We start from the raw sequence: 17,961 nt of genomic DNA, 5'->3' as shown, positions 1-17,961 counted from the left end.
CGTTAACGCTTCGCGTTCTCTGGTGTACTCCGCAGCATCCGCAGAACCAGCGCCGCACAGATGAACAGTACGAGCGCTGTCGCACCGGTCGCCACATGCATACCGTCGACAAAGGCCGACTTCGCGGAATCGACCAGCACCGAGCCCGCGTCGCCAGGCAGGTGAGCGGCTTCCTGAATGGCGCCGCCGAGTGTGCCCTGCGCCGCATGCGCCTGATCCGCGTCGAGCATGGACGTGTCGATTCCCTTACGGAAAATCGCCATGACCACACTGCCGAGGATCGCGACACCGAGTGCAATACCCAGCTCGTACGCAGTTTCCGACACTGCCGAGGCTGCACCGGCTCGCTCCGGCTCAACAGAACTGACCACCAGGTCGGAGGTGAGCGTCAGTGCAACACCGACACCCGCGCCAACCAGTCCGAAGCCCGCAACGAATGCCAGTGGCCCGCTGTCGACACCGAGTGCCAGCAGCATCGCCGCGCCGATACCAGCGACAATGAGACCGGCACTGAGCACCTGCGTCACTGTCCAACGTCGAACCAGCCAGGCTGCGGCGACGGCAGTGAAAGCACTGAGCAACATGCCGGGCAGCATGAGCAGACCTGCGTCGAACGCACCGTTGCCGAGGACCAACTGCAGGTACTGCGAGCCGAAGAACAGCACACCGGCCAGCGCGAAGATCGAGAGGAGGTTCGTCAGAACCGCCGTGGTGAACGACGGGTTGGAGAACAGTTTCAGATCCAGCATCGGATCCTTCAGACTGCGCTGACGACGGACGAACGCAACACCCGCGGCAAGACCGAACGCGGCAATTCCCAGCATCGTCAGATCGATACCGTGCACCACGGATTCCTTGACCGCGTAAACCAGCGGAAGCATCGTGGCCATCGACAATGCGGCGCTGACCAGGTCGAATCGACCCGGGTTGGGATCCTTGGACTCCGGGATCAGAATCGGGCCGAGCGCGAGAAGTGCGATCATGACCGGAATGTTGATCAGGAACACCGAGCCCCACCAGAAATGCTCGAGCATCCACCCACCGATCAGTGGTCCGGCTGCCGTACCACCGCCGGCCATCGCGCCCCAGATGCCGATGGCTTCGGTGCGCTGGCGCGGGTTGACGAAAATGGTGCGGATCAGACCGAGCGTCGCGGGCATGAGCGTCGCACCGGAAATACCCTGCAGCACGCGGGCACCGATCAGCATCTCCGGACTTGTGGAAACGGCCGCGACGACCGAAGCCAGACCAAAGCCGAAAGCACCGATCAGCAACAGCTTTCGCCGTCCGATGCGGTCGCCGAGTGTACCCATCGTGATCAGGAGACCGGCAAGGATGAACGAATAGACGTCGATGATCCACAGCAACTGTGTGCTGCTCGGTTCAAGGTCCGCGCTGATGAACGGGAGCGCAAGATCGAGCACTGTGCCGTCCACCGCGATGAGCAACACGGCAAAGGCCAGGACCACCAGTCCTGCCCAGTCACGTTTTGTTGCCCGAACGTCCTCGGGATTGATTGCAGACGTGTGATCTGCCGACACTGACATGGCTCTTCTCGCAACTTTCCGTGAGTCGACTACGCATTCACTGAACAGAATTTCACTGAACCGTCCAGCCGGTACAGTGATGACAACACTAACAGTCAACCGTCTGGGCGGTAAAGTTATTTCCCGGTACAGTTTCATCACATGGCTGAAGGCACACGCGATCGCATTCTCGACGCACTGGAGAAGTTACTGCTGGTCAACGGGGTCGCACAGGTCACCCTCGAGGCAGTCGCAGCACAAGCAGGAGTGTCCAAGGGCGGGCTTCTCTACCACTTCCCGAGTAAGGAAGCTCTCCTCGCGGCCATGGTTCGCAGACTCGGCGAACGCTCCGATCAGCAACTTGCGGATGCTGTTGCCGGCGGAACCTCGGCAAGCGAGTTCTACCTCCAGATCCCGGAAGCGACCGAACACGAAGAACTATCACTTTTCCGATCGATCATCGCTGCACTACGCACTGTCGACGGACAGCACGACGAAATCCAGAAGGCCGTCACCGACGTGATGCGCAGCTGGGATCAGGGACTGCAAGCCGAGATCTCCGATCCCGTTCAAGCGGAAATCATCCGCCTCGTTGGCGATGGCCTCTACCTCGCCGCAATGCTCGGACTCCCCCAGCCCGATCCCGAACTCCATCGCCAGGTGGTCGAGCGTCTACTGCCCTGACCACCCGGCGCATGAAGTGTTATGTCAGATACCGATAAGCCGGGCTACCCGGCTCTAGTCGCTCGGACTGCATCGGCGCCCGCTCCATCCGTTCGAGCAACGACGCCAAACCGTCGGCCGAGCCCAGTTCGATACCGACCAAGGCAGCACCCGTCTCACGGTTGTTGCGCTTGACGTACTCGAACAACGCGATGTCGTCGTCCGGGCCGAGTACCTCGGACAGGAAACGACGCAACGCCCCCGGCTCCTGCGGGAAGTCCACCAGGAAGTAGTGCTTGAGACCCAGATGCACCAGCGAGCGCTCGAGGATCTCGCCGTAACGGGAAACGTCGTTGTTGCCGCCCGAGATCAAGCACACCACGGTGGAACCAGGTTCGAGCGTCAAATTCTGAAGGGCCGCAACGGAAAGCGCTCCCGCAGGTTCGGCGATGATGCCCTCGTTCTGGTAGATCTCGAGCATCGCCGTGCAGATGGCACCTTCGTCGATCTGGTTCACGACAAATGATCCGGTCCCGGGAATCGCGGACAACTGCTTGGCGACCAACGGCAACGACGCATGAGAGACCACGGCAGCGCCGAGCCTCGATACGACCTCGAACGGAACATCACCGATCCGCTTGACCGCCGCACCGTCCACAAACGGATCGACCACCGGCAGCGTCACAGGCGCACCGGCAACCAGAGCAGCTGTCATGGACGCCGCACCCGAAGGTTCGATACCCACGATCGACGTCTTCGGCGAACGCTCGTGCAGGTACGTGGCAATACCGGCGATGCACCCACCGCCACCAACCGGAACAACAATCGCGTCGAGGGGGGCGTCCAGTTGCTGCAGGATTTCGGCGGCAATAGTTCCCTGACCCGCAGCGGTACGCACATCGTCGAACGGCGGAACCATCGTGGCACCGGTCCTGGCGACATCCTCGGCCGCAGCTGCGGCAGCAGCGTCGTACGTTTCACCCACCATGAAGAGTTCGACAAAATCGCCGCCGTGAGCGCGGATTCGGTCACGCTTCTGCTTCGGAGTGTTGGCCGGAACGTAGATCCGTCCGCGGATCTGCATTGTGCGGCACGCGTACGCAACACCCTGTGCATGATTTCCGGCACTGGCCGTTACGGCACCGGCGGCTCGTTCCGCCTCCGTCAGCTGTGACATGAGGTTGTAGGCACCGCGGATCTTGTACGAGCGAACACCTTGCAGGTCCTCACGCTTGAGGTAGACCTTGGCACCGGTCAGCGCGGACAGACGCTCGCTGTACTGCAGGGGTGTAGCCGCAATAACGTTCTGAATTCGCTCGATGGCCGCGTCAATTTCCCGCGCATCGAGCGCGGGCAGAGTGGACTTGGTAGCTACGACATCGGGCGAGTTAGACACTCCGCCATTTTAGCACGTCCGAGCGCAAGGTTTCCATCGCGGTCACCTCCCCCCTCATGTGCGTTGGGTGGCCGCGCGCGCTGAAACCGTCCCGTCCTCGTCAGCACGGAACAGTGCGTCGTTGTAGTGACATCCCGAGGGCACCCATCGGAAGGTCTTCTCCTCGGAGAACTTGTAGTACAGAGCCCGCCGACCAGCGTCGGGACCGGTGGGCGGCGGGGTGCTGTGCATGACGTCGCCAAAGTGAAGTGTGAGGTCGCCTGGCTCTGTTTCGAGCTTCGTCACCGGCAGGTTTCCTTCCTCTCCCCACTTGCGCCAATGGTTGGCGTAACGATGCGATCCCGCCAGGACCACGAGTTGACCATTCTCGGGATTTGCGTAGTCGAGCTGAATTCCGCCTTGGATGAGAGGACACAGAACCGGATGCCCACCGATACCGTCGTCGACGTGCCAGCCGAGGTCTCCGTCACCCTTGACCACGTTGGACGATTTGATGAAAACCATCGGCCCGTCCAGGCGGTCGTCACACACGCGAAAAGCTGGGTTTCCCAAGCGCGCCCACTCGGTCAGTCGAGGTTCGAAGCAAAGATCCTGCAGCACTTGCGAATAGCGACCGAGGTAGTTGACGCGAGTAACCACTTCTTCGCCATCCGCGTTGACGGACCACCACGAAAACGGATCCCCTGGGGTTGTCTTGGACCGCACGAATTCGACTTCGTCGCGCAGCGTCGAGATCTCCTCCGGCATGTACACCCCTTTGACATGGAGGAACCCCGCCGTGGCGAGAAAATGGCGCATTTCGTCGCGATCACCGTCCACCGGGAACCGTCGATGCAGATCGAGCGGAGTGCCGTCGCGATCGATCAACGTGTCCCAGACGGCTTCGGTGTAGATCGGTCGACCTGTTATCAATGCCCGCGTTGCCGGTTCCCATCGTTTCCAGCTCGCCACTGTGCCCCGCACAACCTTTGCCCGGCCGGTACGAACCGACCCACTGGCCGTCAGGAGTTCATGCAGAAATGCGGAGAACGTCGCCTCGTCGAGTTCGACGAGTGTCGCGGCATTCGCGTCACCTTCGACCGCTTCGATGCCGTCCGCCGTGGCGATCCACGTAAATGTCAGACCGTCTACGCGGAAGGCCAGCGGGGGCACATCGGCCAAGTCGTCGACAACCAGCCTGCCGTTTTCTGCGTTCAGCGCTGGTAGCTCGACTGTATGGAACGTCTCACACGAATACCGCGGGAACGAATCCGCAATCGCTTCGACCCACGGAAGGCCGGTTCCCAGCTTGTCCGTACCCACAAGCACCCCTCTCGGCAGCATTTTCTTCGCCCTGTGTTACTCTGCAACACGATTGTGTTATATAGCGACCTTAGGGTGGTTTCATGTCCTCCGTCAAGGAAATCCAGTCCGTCCATAACGCATGCCGCCTGTTCGAGGCAATCGCTCGCATGCAGCCCGTCGGAGTCAGCGACCTCGCTCGCGACATTGGGATCGACAAAAGTGCCGCGCACCGATTGGCGATCACGCTGCACTCCGCTCAGTGGCTCGTGCGCACCGAAGACGGCCGGTGGAGCATCTCGCCGGCGATACTCCCCACCTTCCGGGAGTCCGCAGCCACAACTCTTGTGACCGGTACACGCCCATTACTCGAGGCAGCTCGTGACCAATCCGGGGAAATGTCGATGCTCGTCGTGCCGGACGGCGATCGCCTGATGATCGTCGATTCCGCCGAAAGCCGACAGACTCTCAGAGCGTCCGTAACCGTGGGGACCGAGGTGCCCGCGCGTACCAGTTCAGCGCTGCGCGCTATCGCCGCCCACCTACCCGCCGACGAGCTCGGCCCGTGGCGGCGCATTGATCCCAGCCTGACCGACTCTGCCCTCGCGGCAGTCCGAGCGCGCGGCTGGGCACAGAACGACGGCGAGGGATTCGACGGCACACGAGCCGTCGGGGCTGCCTTGCGGCGCTCCGACGGCCTACCGGTTGCAGCGCTGGTGCTGTGCGCCCCGGCCAGCCGCTTTCAACCCGAGTTGATGCAGCAACACGGAGACCTGATTGCGCGGCTTGCGGAATCCTGGCAAGCCGGACGCTGACCTACCCTCTCGGGTTGAACTGCGACGGACGCGGCACATTCCGCAGATTCGACTTTGCCATCTGCACGGCCTCGCCGACGCCACCGTTCATCACCATCTTCGACATCGCGAGAGCGAAGCCCTTGACCTGACCGCCGGTTATGGTGGGCGGCAACGACAATGCCAACGGATCCGTCACAAGATCGACCAACGCCGGACCGTCGTGACCGAGTGCCTCACGTAATCCTGATTCAATGTCAACAGGATTCTCGATCCGTCGCGAGTAGATTCCCAGCGCAGCGGCGACGCCCGCATAGTCGACAGCGGGAACGTCGACTCCGAAATCAGGCAAGCCGTCCACCAGCATTTCGAGCTTGACCATGCCGAGCGTCGAGTTGTTGAACACCACGATCTTGACCGGCAACTTATACATCGCCACAGTCACCAACTCGCCCAACAGCATCGACAGACCGCCGTCACCGGAGACCGAAATAACCTGTCGGCCAGGACTCGCCCACTGCGCACCCATCGCGTGCGGCAACGCATTAGCCATGGAACCGTGCAGGGCCGACGACAGGAATCGCCGCGATCCGTTGGGAGTGAGATACCGCGCCGTCCACACGTTGCACATACCGGTGTCCGCGGTGAAGATCGCATCCTCGGCGGCAAGATCGTCGAGAATCGATGCCGCGTACTCGGGGTGAATCGGGGTGCGCTGTTTCACCGGATCGGTGTACGCGCCGACAACTTTGGTCATCAATGTTCTGTGCACCTCGAGCATGTCGTCGAGGAACGCTCGATCCGACTTCCGCTCCACCTGGGGTATCAACGCCGCCAGCGTCGCAGCGACATCTCCGTGCACCGCAAGATCCAGGCTGGTTCGACGCCCCAATTTCTCTGCGGCAGAATCGATCTGAGCAGTACGAACGGTGTGCGGCAGAAACTGATCATACGGGAAGTCTGTGCCGATCAGCAGCAACAAGTCAGCCCCGTGCATACCGTCGTGCGCCGCGCCGTACCCGAGCAGCCCGGTCATGCCCACGTCATACGGATTGTCGTACTGAATCCACTCCTTACCGCGGAGGGAGTGCCCGATCGGAGCGCCGACCGCCTCGGCCAGCGCGAGCACTTCGTCGCGGGCACCTCGCACGCCGGCTCCGGCAAAGATCGCCACCTTCCGCGACGCGTTGATCACGTCTGCCAGGGCGCGTACATCACCGGCGTCTGGCACCAGCGTCGGACGACGAGTTGCGACCAGCGTCGGCGGTTCACCCTCGACCGGGCAGTCCGCGATATCACCGGGGAGAACGATCACGGATACGCCGCTTCGGGCGACCGCGTGCGTGATTGCGGACTGAACAACACGCGGCGCCTGCGCTGCGGTGCTGATCAGCTCGGTATAGGTCGAACACTCGATGAAAATTCGCTCAGGATGGGTTTCCTGGAAATAACCCATGCCGATCTGAGCACTCGGAATGTGCGACGCAATCGCCAGGACCGGCGCGCCCGAGCGATGTGCGTCGTAGAGCCCGTTGATCAGGTGCAGATTTCCCGGTCCACACGAGCCCGCACACACGGCCAACTCGCCGGTGATCTGGGCGTCGGCCGCAGCCGCGAACGCGGCCGCCTCCTCGTGACGAACATGAATCCAGTCGATACCACCCTTGGCAGAGCCACCGGTGCGCCGCACGGCGTCCACCACAGGATTGAGACTGTCTCCCACGATGCCGTAGATCCGGGAAACCCCGGCATCCACGAGCTGTTGAACCAATTGATCTGCAACAGATTTCGGACTCATCGGGCCTCCGTAGATCTACTTGGGTTCGAGCACGAACACCGGAATCTCTCGGTCGGTCTTCTTCTGATAGTTCGCGTAGTCGGGGAATGCCGCAACTGCGCGCTCCCACCAGATCGCCTTTTCGTCGCCCGTTACCTCACGCGCAACCATGTCGAAGACCTGCGTCGCATCGCGCAACGTGACATTCGGATTTGCCTTGACGTTGTAGTACCAGACTGGGTTCTTGGGCGCGCCTCCCAAGGACGCCACAACGGCGTACTTCCCGTCATGCTCGACACGCATCAACGGCGTCTTGCGCACCTTGCCGGACTTTGCGCCGATGGTCGTGAGGATGACAACGGCCATCCCGTTGAGTTCGTTCCCCTCGGTGCCACCGGAGCTCTCGATCTGCTCGACCTGATCTGCTGCCCACGTAGCGGGACTGGGTTCGTATTCACCTGTAATTGGCATGGGTACAAGTGAACACCGACTGTCTGACCTTGGCCACCGCAACACGCACACTGCACGGTGATCGATACAGTGATGCACCCATCAATAAAGTTCGCTTGCCCGAAACCAGCTATCTGGATACCCTTAAAGTCCAGAACGGACCACAGAGACGACAGAGACGGTAGGTGACCTCATGACAACCGCAGGTTTCGATACTCGCGTGTCACGTCGGAGCACCGACAACAGCGTCGACATCGCCGGCACACTGTGGCCGCTGTACAAACTCGAAGCGCTGGCAATCGGTCTGGTCGTCTTTGTTGCCACCCTTGCTATCACGACGTCCATGCAGCCGGCAGTCCTCATCGCCGCCGCCGCGACGGTGGTTACGTGGTGGGTTCGCAGAAATTTCTACTCCCGCAGCTAAGTCTCTCGCTTCGCTCTTTCAGGACATACACAAACGTCTCGTTCACTTGGCTTCCCAGGTGAACGAGACGTTTGTTGTATGAGGCCCTAAACCGCCAGGCAGCCAGGCCCGAGGAGCGCCTTGAGATCGCCCATCAGAGCTGACGACGGCTCTACCCGCAGAACGTCGTCGACCTTCCACATCGTGATCTCGTTGCTTCCGATCAAACGGACATGCACGTCCGACGTGCCCGGGTGGCGGGTCAGGATCTGCTTGAGCGCGCCCAACTTGTCCTTGGTGCACTGACGCAGCGGCAACGACACCGAGAGCGGTCGCGCCACGCCGATAGCCGAAAGATCCGGCACCGCAAGATCGTTGCCGATCAACGACATACGGTCATCTCGAATAGACACCCGCGCCTTCACCAGAACGATCGCATCCTCGGCGATGTCCATGCCGTACACGGCGTACGCCTGAGGGAAGAACAGCACCTCGATACCGCCGACCAGATCCTCGAGTTGCACGATGCACCAGGTGAGGCCGTTCTTGTTCACTCGGCGATCGACCGACGCAATAATGCCTCCCAATGTGACCTGCGCACCGTCTTGGACACCACCGTCGAGGATTGCGGCAATCGAGGTATCGGACTGCTGCTTGAGGATATGTTCGACGCCGTTGAGCGGGTGCCCGGAAACGTACAGCCCCAACATCTCTCGTTCGAGCGCAAGGCGGTGTTTGGTTTCCCATTCCTCTTCGGGAATGCGAACGTCGAACACCGACGCGATGGACTCGTCCACTTCGGACCCGCCGAACAGGTCGAACTGTCCGATGGCCTCCGCCTTCTTGGTGCTCATGACGGCATCGATAGCGTCGGCGTGCACCAACATCAAGCCCTTACGCGGATGTTCGAGAGAGTCGAATCCGCCTGCCTTGATGAGGGATTCAGTAACCTTCTTGTTGCACGCCATCGCATCGATCTTGCCGAGATAGTCGGAGAAGTCGGTGAACTTACCCTTCTCCGTGCGCGCTTTGATGATGGATGCCACGACATTTGCGCCCACATTGCGGACGGACCCCATACCGAAGCGGATGTCCTCCCCCACCGTCGCGAAGTCGACGCGCGACTCGTTGACGTCAGGCGGCAGCACCGTGATGCCCATCTTGCGGCAGTCGGCAAGATAGACAGCGGACTTGTCCTTGTCGTCGCCGACCGAGGTGAGTAGACCGGCCATGTACTCGGCCGGATAGTTCGCCTTGAGGTACGCGGTCCAGAACGAGACGAGACCGTAACCAGCTGAGTGCGACTTGTTGAATGCGTAGCCGGCGAACGGGAGAACGGTATCCCAGAGCGCCTTGATGGCGGCTTCGCTGAAGTTGTTGTCCAACATGCCCTGACGGAAACCGGCGTATGCCTTCTCGAGTTCGGACAGCTTCTTCTTACCCATGGCGCGGCGCAGCAAGTCGGCCTGCCCCAGGGTGTACCCGGCCACCTTCTGCGCCAGTTGCATGATCTGCTCCTGGTAGATGATCAGGCCGTACGTCTCCGAGAGGATCTCCGCGAGCGGTTCTTCCAGCTCGGGGTGAATGGGGCTGACTTCTTCGAGCGCGTTCTTACGCTTGGCGTACGAGATGTGGGCGTCCACACCCATCGGACCCGGCCGGTACAGTGCCAGTGCGGCCACGATGTCGCCGAAACCGGTGGGCTGCATCAGTTTCAGAAGCTCACGCATACCGCCACCGTCGAGCTGGAACACGCCGAGAGTGTCGCCGCGCGCCAGGAGTTCGTACGTAGCCGGGTCGTCCATCGGCAACGTGTCGAGGTCGATGTCGATACCGCGGTTGGCCTTGATGTTCTCGAGTGTGTCACCGATGACGGTGAGGTTTCGCAGACCAAGGAAGTCCATCTTGAGTAGACCGATGGCCTCACACGACGGGTAATCCCAGCCCGTGATGATCGCACCGTCCTGCGCGCGCTTCCACACCGGAATCGCATCCATCAACGGCTCGGACGACATGATCACGGCACAGGCGTGGACACCCGCGTTACGGATCAGACCCTCCAGACCCACCGCGGTCTTGTAGATCTTCGCGACGTCCGGGCTGGAGTCGATGAGCGAGCGAACCTCGGCAGCTTCCTTGTACCGCTCGTGCTTGGGATCGGTGATACCGGATACCGAGATGTCCTTGGCCATGATCGGCGGCGGCAATGCCTTGGTGATCTGGTCGGCAATAGCAAAACCGGGCTTACCGAACTGCACGCGAGCGGAGTCCTTGATGGCAGCCTTGGTCTTGATGGTTCCGAACGTGATGACCTGCGCGACGCGGTCATCGCCCCACTTCTCGGTGGCGTAACGCACCATCTCGCCGCGACGGCGATCGTCGAAGTCGATATCGATATCAGGCATCGACACGCGCTCGGGGTTGAGGAATCGCTCGAACAGCAGACCGTACGGAAGCGGGTCGATGTTGGTGATACCCATCGCGTACGCCACCAACGAACCTGCAGCGGATCCACGACCGGGTCCGACGTGGATGCCCACTTCTTTTGCATGGTTGATGAGGTCACCGACCACCAGAAAGTAGGCCGGGAAGCCCATCTCGTTGATGACGCCGATCTCGTAGTCGGCACGCGCGAGGTACTCCTCGGGCGGGCCGCTGGGGAAACGTCGATCCAAGCCGCGCATGACCTCGGCGCGCAGGAACGTCTGCTGCGTATGTCCTTCGGGTACCGGGAAGATCGGCATCCGGTCGTGGAACTTCCACACGTCCTCGTACGACTGGACGCGCTCACCGATTGTCACTGTGTTGTCGCAGGCTCCGGGAACTTCGCTGTCCCAGATAGCCCGCATCTCGGCCGCGGACTTGAGGTAGTAACCGTCGCCGTCGAACTTGAAGCGCGTGGGATCCGAGAGCGTCTTACCGGTCTGGATGCACAGCAGCGCCTCGTGGTTCTCGGCTGCGTCCTTGGTGACGTAGTGGCAGTCGTTGGTCGCGAGCGGCGGAATGCCGAGCTGCTGACCGATATTGAGCAAACCCTCACGCACCCGACGCTCGATCGAGAGACCGTGGTCCATCACCTCGAGGAAGAAATTGTCAGGGCCCCAGATTTCCTGCCACTTCGCTGCCGCTTCGAGGGCTTCACGATCATGCCCGAGTCGCAGGCGCGTCTGGATCTCACCGGACGGGCAACCCGTGGTGGCAATGATTCCCTCGGCATGCGAGGCGATGAGCTCCTCGTCCATACGGGGCCACTTGCCCAACTGGCCCTCGATGGACGCAAGCGAAGACAGTTTGAAGAGGTTGCGTAGGCCTGTCGCATTTTCCGCGACCATCGTCATGTGCGTATACGCGCCGCTACCGGAGACGTCGTCGGACTTCTGGCTGCGATCGCCCCACAACACACGCTTGGTGTTGAACCGGGATTCCGGCGCGATGTACGCCTCGATACCGATAATCGGCTTGATCCCGGCCTTGACCGCTTCGTTGTAGAACTGGCTGGCGCCGTACATGTTTCCGTGGTCGGTCATACCGACGGCGGTCATGCCGAGCCGAGTGGCCTCCTCGAACATGGCGCCGACCTTGGCCGCGCCGTCGAGCATCGAGTACTCGGTGTGATTGTGAAGATGAACGAACGAGTCAGCCACGTGCGCCTCTCTGATGTCTGGGAGCTTGGTCGAGTGTATGCCCCGCTACCGACAGAGTCGGCGGCCGATCGATGTGACCGGCAGGCGGCGCGACGATAGTTACGTGACCGGCTCCTGCTTGGACGACGTCGACCCCTGTGAACGCCGATTAGCGCGGACGATGTCTGTCGTGAAGATCACCAGTGCCAGCCAGATCAAGGCAAACCCGATCCACCGCGACGCGGGCATGTCCTCACGCATCACCGCGACGCCCCACAACATCTGCAGCGCCGGTGTCAGGTACTGCAACATGCCCATTGTGGAGAGTTTCACTCGCTGCGCGGCAACACCGAACAGCAACAGCGGCAATGCCGTCACGGGGCCGGCCGCCATGAGGAGCAGGCTTTGGCCGGTGCCGCCGGAGACAAAAGCACCGGCGCCGGTCAGACCGAGAAATACGAGATATCCCACCGCGAACGGAGCGGCGACGACGCCCTCAGCCGTCAAGCTGGTTCGTGGGTCGAGCGGAACCACCTTCTTGATCAGTCCGTACGTCGCAAAAGACCCCGCCAGGACGAGTGCCACGATCGGCGGTTTGCCGTAATCGATGGTGATCACCACCACCGCTGTTGCAGCCAGCGCCAGCGCCACGATCTGAGCGCGTCGAAGCCGCTCTCGGAAGATCACCACACCGAGCAGGACAGTCACCAACGGGTTGATGAAATATCCGAGCGCGGCTTCCACCACTCGCCCCGACGCCACCGCGTAGATGTAGGTTCCCCAGTTGACAGCGATTGCCGCCGAGGCTGCCGTCACCAGCAACCACGTACGCCCGCTGATGCCGCGAAGCGAGGCAAGTCGACCGAGAACCGCCAACACGATCAGCATCAGCACGAGTGTCCACACCACTCGATGAGCAAGAATTTCGAGCGGGTCGGCAAAATCGAGCAAACCGAAGAACGCGGGGAATGCGCCCCAGATCAGGAAGGCGCCGGCACCGAACGCGATGCCCGAACTCGAACCGGACCTGGTCACTTTCGACAGCGTGATCTCGCGTCCGTCATCGGTGCTCATGGAACTGGTCCGTCATCCGGTCCTACCCGAACCACGTCCACATACTCCGGCAGCAGCGGCCGAACCGCTGCGCGCCACGGAGTGCCGTCTTCCGGCAAGGCTTCGAGCGCTCGGATCGATGGAGTACCTGCCAATGTCGCAAGTTCCTGCGCAGTGCCGTGCACTACCGCGCCGATCGCACACGCGCACCCCTGCGACAACAGCCGACTCGACACTTCCGCGACGCGTTTCTGCCGTTCGTCGACCCCCGTCATGGCGGCGAGTCGCGTCGCCGCAGCTCCAGGTGCCCGTCGAATCGCGTCGTTGTTGTCCGGTACTGCAATCGCGACCATCGGAGTCTGAACCCGATCCAACGGCACTCGGAACAACACCTCGGACACCCGAACTCCCGGGGTGGCCGCGATAACGTCGTCGGCAGTCATCGGAGCGGCAAACGATGCGAGGGCCCACGCCGAGCCCTCGACCGCGTCGAATGATTCTCGCGCACGGTCGAGATAATCGGATACCAGTTCACCACTGTCCGGGCCGAGCGAATCGGTTCCCACCGGCGGGGTGGGAACCGGATTCAGCAGGCCGGCTCCAACGACGAGCGCAACAACTGCGATTCCCGCCAGCGCGGAACCGACTGCTCGCGCGCTCATGCGGATCGAAGAACCTCTAGCGCATGTTCGAGGTCTTTCGGGTACTTGCTCTTGATCTCGACCCAGCGCCCGTCCGCCGGATGTGCAAACCCGAGTGACACTGCATGAAGCCACTGCCGCTCGAGTCGCAACCGCTCGGCGAGGCGGGGGTCCGCTCCGTACGTCAAGTCGCCACAGCACGGGTGGCGCAGCGCGGAGAAATGCACCCGAATCTGGTGTGTCCGCCCCGTTTCGAGGTGCACATCCAACAGACTTGCCGCCTGAAATGCCTCGATGGTGTCGTAATGCGTGACGCTTGCCTTACCGTCGGCGGTCACGGCAAAACGCCAGTCGTTCCCGTGGTGCCGCCCGATCGGAGCGTCGATCGTTCCGCTGCTCGGGTCCGGGTGCCCCTGGACCAGCGCGTGGTACCTCTTGTCGATGGTGCGCTGTTTGAAGGCCCGCTTGAGTACGGTGTACGCCCGCTCGGACGTCGCAACGACCATGACACCGGACGTCCCGACATCAAGTCTGTGAACGATGCCTTGACGCTCGTGCGCGCCCGACGTCGAAATCCGGAAACCTGCAGCGGCCAGGCCGCCGATGACCGTCGGACCCGTCCACCCCACACTCGCGTGCGCTGCAACGCCGACTGGCTTGTCCACCGCAACAACGTCGTCGTCCGCGTAGAGAATTTCCATGCCCTCGACCGGAGTAGCTTCCACGGTCAGCGGACGCGGCGGCTCGGGCAGGACAACCTCGAGCCACGAACCCGCGGTCAACCGATCGGACTTCCCGACAGCTACACCGTCGAGCAGTACCGAACCTTCTTCTGCAAGGGTGGCCGAGACGGTTCGAGAGAGACCGAGTAGTCGTGCCAATCCGGCGTCGACGCGCATCGCGTCGAGTCCGTCCGGTACCGGCATCGAACGCGATTCCCTCATTTGCTCTCCCCCGTGACCTTGCCACTGCCCGGGCCCTCGCCCGTGTCCTTGTCACTGCCCGGGCCCTCGCCCGTGTCCTTGTCACTGCGCAGGCGCTCGCCGTTGGGTTCGAACCCGAACAACGTCAAGACGACCAACAGGATTGCACCGCACACGATCGCAGAATCAGCGATGTTGAACACAGGCCACCAGCCGATGGACATGAAGTCGACGACGTGTCCGCGCATGAAACCCGGGGCGCGGAACAATCGGTCGATGAGGTTGCCGAGTGCGCCGCCGAGCACCAGACCCAGACCCAGAGCCCACCAGGGTGACCGCAGAGTGCGACCGATCTTGATCACTCCGATCACGACGCCGATCGCAACCAACGTGAGGATCCACGTCATCGACGTTGCCATCGAGAAGGCCGCACCGGGATTGCGGACCAACGTGAAAGTGACGACGTCGCCGATGATTTCGATCGGCTTGCCGGGCGTGATCGCCGCAACAGCCCAGATCTTGGTCAAGACGTCCGCGATCAGGATGACTGCCGCGATGGCGATCAGCATCGCCAACCGTTTTGGCCGTGTCGGTGATGCGGACTTCGACAAATCGGTAATCGGCTGATCCTCCGCGCTGAGATCTCGGTCTGGGTGGTCTGTACTCACGCCCACCATCATCCCCTATGTCTGCTGCTCTGCACGCACGCGCTCCCCGACCCGACCGGGCACTCCGGCGAAGCGGTTAGCCTGGAGCGCGTGCCACAGTTGTCTATCTCCGGCCGGCGCGTTCCTTATGTGTTCGCCGCCGCCCTTGCTCTCGTCACCGTTCTCACCTCATGCGGCGACGCCGAGCAGTCGCCTGATACGCCTTCGGCGACTCCAGCCGAGTTCACCGTCCCAGTCACCGCTGCGACTGTCGAGGTACTCGATGCCGGAAGTGAGCCCAGGCAGAGCCTGCGGATGAACCTGCCCGCCGGAACCACTCAGGCAACAACCCTGGTGACGTCGACCGACGTGCGCCAGCAGATCGACCAGCAGCCGGTTCAGGACATTTCCTCGCCTGAAGTGACCATTCCGCTCAATGCCGTCGTGGCGACGGCCGCCACTCCCCAGAATCCGACAACCGTGGTTGATCTCACCCTGTCTGGCATGACTACGCCGGACGAGACGCTCCAAGCCGCCCTCGGTGGCGCCGAAGGGTCAGGAGCCGGGTTGACCTTTACAGAATCCGGTGCTGTCACGGCGCTGCGCTTACGCCCGTCGGCCGGGTCGGCAAATGCGGCCCGCGCGGCAATCGAACAGGCCTTCGGCCAAGCGGTGTATCGCGCCGTTGCTCTGCCGACAGAGCCCGTCGGAGTCGGTGCCCGGTGGACGGTGAAGCAAGACGTCAGTAGCGAGATCCAACTCGATCAGACAACCACCGTCACCGTGACCGCGCGTGACGGCGACCGTCTCACCCTCGCCGTAGAACTGTCACAGACTCCGCAGAGCAACATCTGGAATCTCGCAGGCGGGGCGGGCACTCTCGACATCGATCAGTACGTCATGGCCGGGTCGGGAACCATGATCGTCGACCTGAATCTGCCGCTTCCCGTCAGCGGCGAACTTTCGGTCGGCGGCGACCAGGCTTACAGCGACCCGGACGGCACATCGGTAATCCGACAGAGCATTACCAACAACATTCGGTGGACATCGTGATGTCGCGTCGCGCTGTCGCAGGACTCGGCGTGGCGGCAGTTCTCCTCGTCGGCGGATGCGGATCCGAAACATCTTCGCCCACGGCATCGGATGCTTCCCCGGTACCCGATGTTGCCCTCGCTCCGTTCAGCACTGCGCCTGTCCCGACCGGCCTCACCGGCACTCCGCTGGACAAAGCGGCGCTGACGCAGACCGTACTCACACTCAGCGAACTACCAGCTGGTTTCGACATCGTGCCGGATCCGGTCGAGGATCTGGGCCTCGCTCCCGCACCCGCCAGATCGGAGTCCGACAAGTCCAGCACCAACCCCGCCGCTTGTGCCGGCGTGCTCGCACCGATCGCCACCCAGGTTCCGGGTTCAGTCGCCTCGATCTCGAAGATGTTCACCGGACCCGATTTCACGAGCATCGATCAGGACAGTGCCTCGTACGCCGACGGCGCCGCGGCCACAGCAGCATTCGAGAGTATGCAGGCCACGGTTGCCGGATGCAGCGAATTCTCGGGTACCGACGCCGACGGCATCAATATCACCTATCAAGTCGGCGCGGGGCATCAGCCGACCGTCGGCGACGCGTCGTTCTCCTACCGAATCACGACGGCGAGTGAAGGATTCACACTTGTCGCCGATGTAGTCGTCGCGGCAGTGGGACCCAACCTGACTCAACTCTCCGCCACCGCGCCGACGCCCATCGCGCCCGAGGTTCTGGGATCGATGGCCAGCACGGCTGTGGAGCGTCTACACACTCCGTCCTCGTAATCACCTCAGCCGGAGACACTCTCGCGAGCCCCCAGACTCCGTCCTACTGAATGGGAGTGCCGCGCTGACGCTTCTGTGATCCTCGTTACCTTCCGGACGACAACGACGTCGGACAGAAGGAGCAGGATGCCCGGACGGCTAGCTGGAAAAGTTGCCTTCATCACCGGCGCAGCGCGAGGCCAGGGACGCAGTCACGCGCTCCGGCTCGCCGAAGAAGGCGCCGACATCATCGCCCTCGATCTCGCAGACGGCATCGATACGGTCACTCGGTTCTACCCTCCCGCCACGCCGGACGACCTCGCCGAAACAGTTCGCGGAGTCGAGAAGATCGGCCGTCGCATCCACGCCGGGATTGCCGACGTACGCGACTTCGACTCGGTGCGCACGCTTCTCGACCGCGGAGTCGCGGAACTCGGCCGCGTCGACATCGTGGTCGCAAACGCCGGGATCTTCATCAGTGGCGAACCGGCACACCGGATTACCGAAGACGAGTGGGACGACGTACTCGACGTCAACCTCAAAGGCGTGTGGCACACCTGCAAAGCCGCAGTACCGCACCTGATCGAGCAGGGTGACGGAGGGTCGATCGTCATCACCAGCTCGACAGCCGGAATCAAAGGCACACGCAACGCCGGCGCCTACGCCGCCAGCAAGCATGCGGTCGTCGGCCTGATGCGAACGCTCGTCAGCGAACTCGGCGAACACGGCATCCGCGCGAACACCGTCCACCCGGGCGCAACCGATACCGACATGATCATGAACGATCGCTGCTTCAACCTCTTCCTGCCCGGCATCCGGAACCCGACCAAGGAACAGGTGGCACCGCTCTTCGCGGGAACCAACGCCTTGCCTGTCCCCTGGGCCGATCCGATCGACGTCTCCAATGCGGTCCTGTTCCTGGCTTCTGACGAGGCGCGCTACGTCACTGGCACCGAACTGAAGGTCGACGCCGGCTTCACCACCCGCTGATTTC

The 17,961-nt window shown here is 62.1% G+C and carries 16 protein-coding genes; 6 read left to right on the top strand and 10 right to left on the bottom strand.

The window, feature by feature from the left end:
• Window positions 1-2: 2 nt before the first annotated feature.
• On the bottom strand, window positions 3-1,547 hold the full coding sequence (locus RG2_RS07360; RefSeq protein WP_033230978.1) for an MFS transporter: 1,545 nt from the start codon (window positions 1,545-1,547) through the stop codon (window positions 3-5).
• 141 nt (window positions 1,548-1,688) lie between these two features.
• Here RG2_RS07360 and RG2_RS07355 point away from each other — a divergent pair, with 141 nt between their 5' ends.
• The gene (locus RG2_RS07355; protein ID WP_033230979.1) at window positions 1,689-2,210 is read left to right on the top strand and encodes a TetR/AcrR family transcriptional regulator; all 522 of its coding nucleotides are present in this window, start codon (window positions 1,689-1,691) and stop codon (window positions 2,208-2,210) included.
• 19 nt (window positions 2,211-2,229) lie between these two features.
• Here RG2_RS07355 and ilvA read toward each other — a convergent pair whose 3' ends face one another.
• Together ilvA and RG2_RS07345 are read right to left on the bottom strand one after the other, a co-directional pair.
• Window positions 2,230-3,585 carry a threonine ammonia-lyase IlvA gene (gene ilvA / locus RG2_RS07350; protein WP_033230980.1) on the bottom strand — a complete coding sequence of 452 codons (1,356 nt, stop codon included), beginning with the start codon at window positions 3,583-3,585 and terminating at the stop codon, window positions 2,230-2,232.
• A gap of 54 nt (window positions 3,586-3,639) precedes the next feature.
• Window positions 3,640-4,887 (bottom strand): phytanoyl-CoA dioxygenase family protein, encoded by a 1,248-nt coding sequence (locus RG2_RS07345; protein WP_033230981.1) that lies wholly within the window; start codon window positions 4,885-4,887, stop codon window positions 3,640-3,642.
• A gap of 83 nt (window positions 4,888-4,970) precedes the next feature.
• On the opposite strand from RG2_RS07345, the gene RG2_RS07340 reads away from it, so the two are divergent.
• Window positions 4,971-5,681, top strand: coding sequence for an IclR family transcriptional regulator (locus tag RG2_RS07340; RefSeq protein ID WP_033230982.1), 711 nt, complete (start codon window positions 4,971-4,973; stop codon window positions 5,679-5,681).
• A 1-nt stretch (window position 5,682) separates the two neighbouring features.
• Here the strand turns inward: RG2_RS07340 and RG2_RS07335 are convergent, their stop codons facing one another.
• Window positions 5,683-7,458, bottom strand: a complete 1,776-nt coding sequence (locus tag RG2_RS07335) for a pyruvate dehydrogenase (RefSeq protein WP_033230983.1) — start codon at window positions 7,456-7,458, stop codon at window positions 5,683-5,685.
• A 15-nt stretch (window positions 7,459-7,473) separates the two neighbouring features.
• Window positions 7,474-7,908 (bottom strand): nitroreductase family deazaflavin-dependent oxidoreductase, encoded by a 435-nt coding sequence (locus RG2_RS07330; RefSeq protein WP_033230984.1) that lies wholly within the window; start codon window positions 7,906-7,908, stop codon window positions 7,474-7,476.
• A gap of 172 nt (window positions 7,909-8,080) precedes the next feature.
• Between RG2_RS07330 and RG2_RS07325 the strand changes: the two genes are divergently transcribed.
• Entirely contained in the window at window positions 8,081-8,311 is a 231-nt protein-coding gene (locus tag RG2_RS07325) for a hypothetical protein (RefSeq protein ID WP_033230985.1), read from the top strand.
• A gap of 86 nt (window positions 8,312-8,397) precedes the next feature.
• Here RG2_RS07325 and dnaE read toward each other — a convergent pair whose 3' ends face one another.
• The 5 genes from dnaE to lspA form a co-directional block, all read right to left on the bottom strand.
• Window positions 8,398-11,934, bottom strand: coding sequence for a DNA polymerase III subunit alpha (gene dnaE / locus RG2_RS07320; RefSeq protein ID WP_033230986.1), 3,537 nt, complete (start codon window positions 11,932-11,934; stop codon window positions 8,398-8,400).
• 99 nt (window positions 11,935-12,033) lie between these two features.
• On the bottom strand, window positions 12,034-12,987 hold the full coding sequence (gene rarD / locus RG2_RS07315; RefSeq protein ID WP_045070278.1) for an EamA family transporter RarD: 954 nt from the start codon (window positions 12,985-12,987) through the stop codon (window positions 12,034-12,036).
• On the bottom strand, window positions 12,984-13,628 hold the full coding sequence (locus RG2_RS07310; protein WP_033230987.1) for a hypothetical protein: 645 nt from the start codon (window positions 13,626-13,628) through the stop codon (window positions 12,984-12,986). The genes rarD and RG2_RS07310 overlap by 4 nt, the downstream gene beginning before the upstream one ends.
• Window positions 13,625-14,551 carry an RluA family pseudouridine synthase gene (locus RG2_RS07305; protein ID WP_033230988.1) on the bottom strand — a complete coding sequence of 309 codons (927 nt, stop codon included), beginning with the start codon at window positions 14,549-14,551 and terminating at the stop codon, window positions 13,625-13,627. Before RG2_RS07305 ends, RG2_RS07310 begins: the two co-directional genes overlap by 4 nt.
• Window positions 14,548-15,207, bottom strand: a complete 660-nt coding sequence (gene lspA / locus RG2_RS07300) for a signal peptidase II (RefSeq protein ID WP_080711587.1) — start codon at window positions 15,205-15,207, stop codon at window positions 14,548-14,550. Before lspA ends, RG2_RS07305 begins: the two co-directional genes overlap by 4 nt.
• Window positions 15,208-15,288: 81 nt before the next feature.
• On the opposite strand from lspA, the gene RG2_RS07295 reads away from it, so the two are divergent.
• The 3 genes from RG2_RS07295 (at window position 15,289) to RG2_RS07285 (ending at window position 17,957) form a co-directional block, all read left to right on the top strand.
• Window positions 15,289-16,230 carry a hypothetical protein gene (locus tag RG2_RS07295; RefSeq protein ID WP_051730192.1) on the top strand — a complete coding sequence of 314 codons (942 nt, stop codon included), beginning with the start codon at window positions 15,289-15,291 and terminating at the stop codon, window positions 16,228-16,230.
• A complete protein-coding gene (locus tag RG2_RS07290; RefSeq protein ID WP_033231439.1) occupies window positions 16,230-16,988 on the top strand; it encodes a sensor domain-containing protein in 759 nt (252 codons plus the stop codon). Before RG2_RS07295 ends, RG2_RS07290 begins: the two co-directional genes overlap by 1 nt.
• Window positions 16,989-17,114: 126 nt before the next feature.
• Window positions 17,115-17,957: a mycofactocin-coupled SDR family oxidoreductase gene (locus RG2_RS07285; protein ID WP_033230989.1), complete on the top strand. Its 843-nt coding sequence runs from the start codon at window positions 17,115-17,117 to the stop codon at window positions 17,955-17,957.
• Window positions 17,958-17,961: the final 4 nt, after the last annotated feature.

Origin of the sequence: Rhodococcus globerulus NBRC 14531 (genome assembly GCF_001894805.1) — a bacterium.
Classification (GTDB): Bacteria; Actinomycetota; Actinomycetes; order Mycobacteriales; family Mycobacteriaceae; genus Rhodococcus_F; species Rhodococcus_F globerula.
The sequence above is the reverse complement of the archived record's forward strand: the minus strand, read 5'-3'. Positions and strand labels throughout refer to the sequence as shown.

Bases quoted from the DNA above. Each gene is read 5' to 3' on its own strand.
- RG2_RS07360 (WP_033230978.1), bottom strand. From the start codon at position 1,547: ATGTCAGTGTCGGCAGATCACACGTCTGCAATCAATCCCGAGGACGTT.
- RG2_RS07355 (WP_033230979.1), top strand. From the start codon at position 1,689: ATGGCTGAAGGCACACGCGATCGCATTCTCGACGCACTGGAGAAGTTA.
- RG2_RS07340 (WP_033230982.1), top strand. From the start codon at position 4,971: ATGTCCTCCGTCAAGGAAATCCAGTCCGTCCATAACGCATGCCGCCTG.
- RG2_RS07335 (WP_033230983.1), bottom strand. From the start codon at position 7,458: ATGAGTCCGAAATCTGTTGCAGATCAATTGGTTCAACAGCTCGTGGAT.
- RG2_RS07330 (WP_033230984.1), bottom strand. From the start codon at position 7,908: ATGCCAATTACAGGTGAATACGAACCCAGTCCCGCTACGTGGGCAGCA.
- RG2_RS07325 (WP_033230985.1), top strand. From the start codon at position 8,081: ATGACAACCGCAGGTTTCGATACTCGCGTGTCACGTCGGAGCACCGAC.
- rarD (WP_045070278.1), bottom strand. From the start codon at position 12,987: ATGAGCACCGATGACGGACGCGAGATCACGCTGTCGAAAGTGACCAGG.
- RG2_RS07310 (WP_033230987.1), bottom strand. From the start codon at position 13,628: ATGAGCGCGCGAGCAGTCGGTTCCGCGCTGGCGGGAATCGCAGTTGTT.
- RG2_RS07305 (WP_033230988.1), bottom strand. From the start codon at position 14,551: ATGAGGGAATCGCGTTCGATGCCGGTACCGGACGGACTCGACGCGATG.
- lspA (WP_080711587.1), bottom strand. From the start codon at position 15,207: ATGGTGGGCGTGAGTACAGACCACCCAGACCGAGATCTCAGCGCGGAG.
- RG2_RS07290 (WP_033231439.1), top strand. From the start codon at position 16,230: ATGTCGCGTCGCGCTGTCGCAGGACTCGGCGTGGCGGCAGTTCTCCTC.
- RG2_RS07285 (WP_033230989.1), top strand. From the start codon at position 17,115: ATGCCCGGACGGCTAGCTGGAAAAGTTGCCTTCATCACCGGCGCAGCG.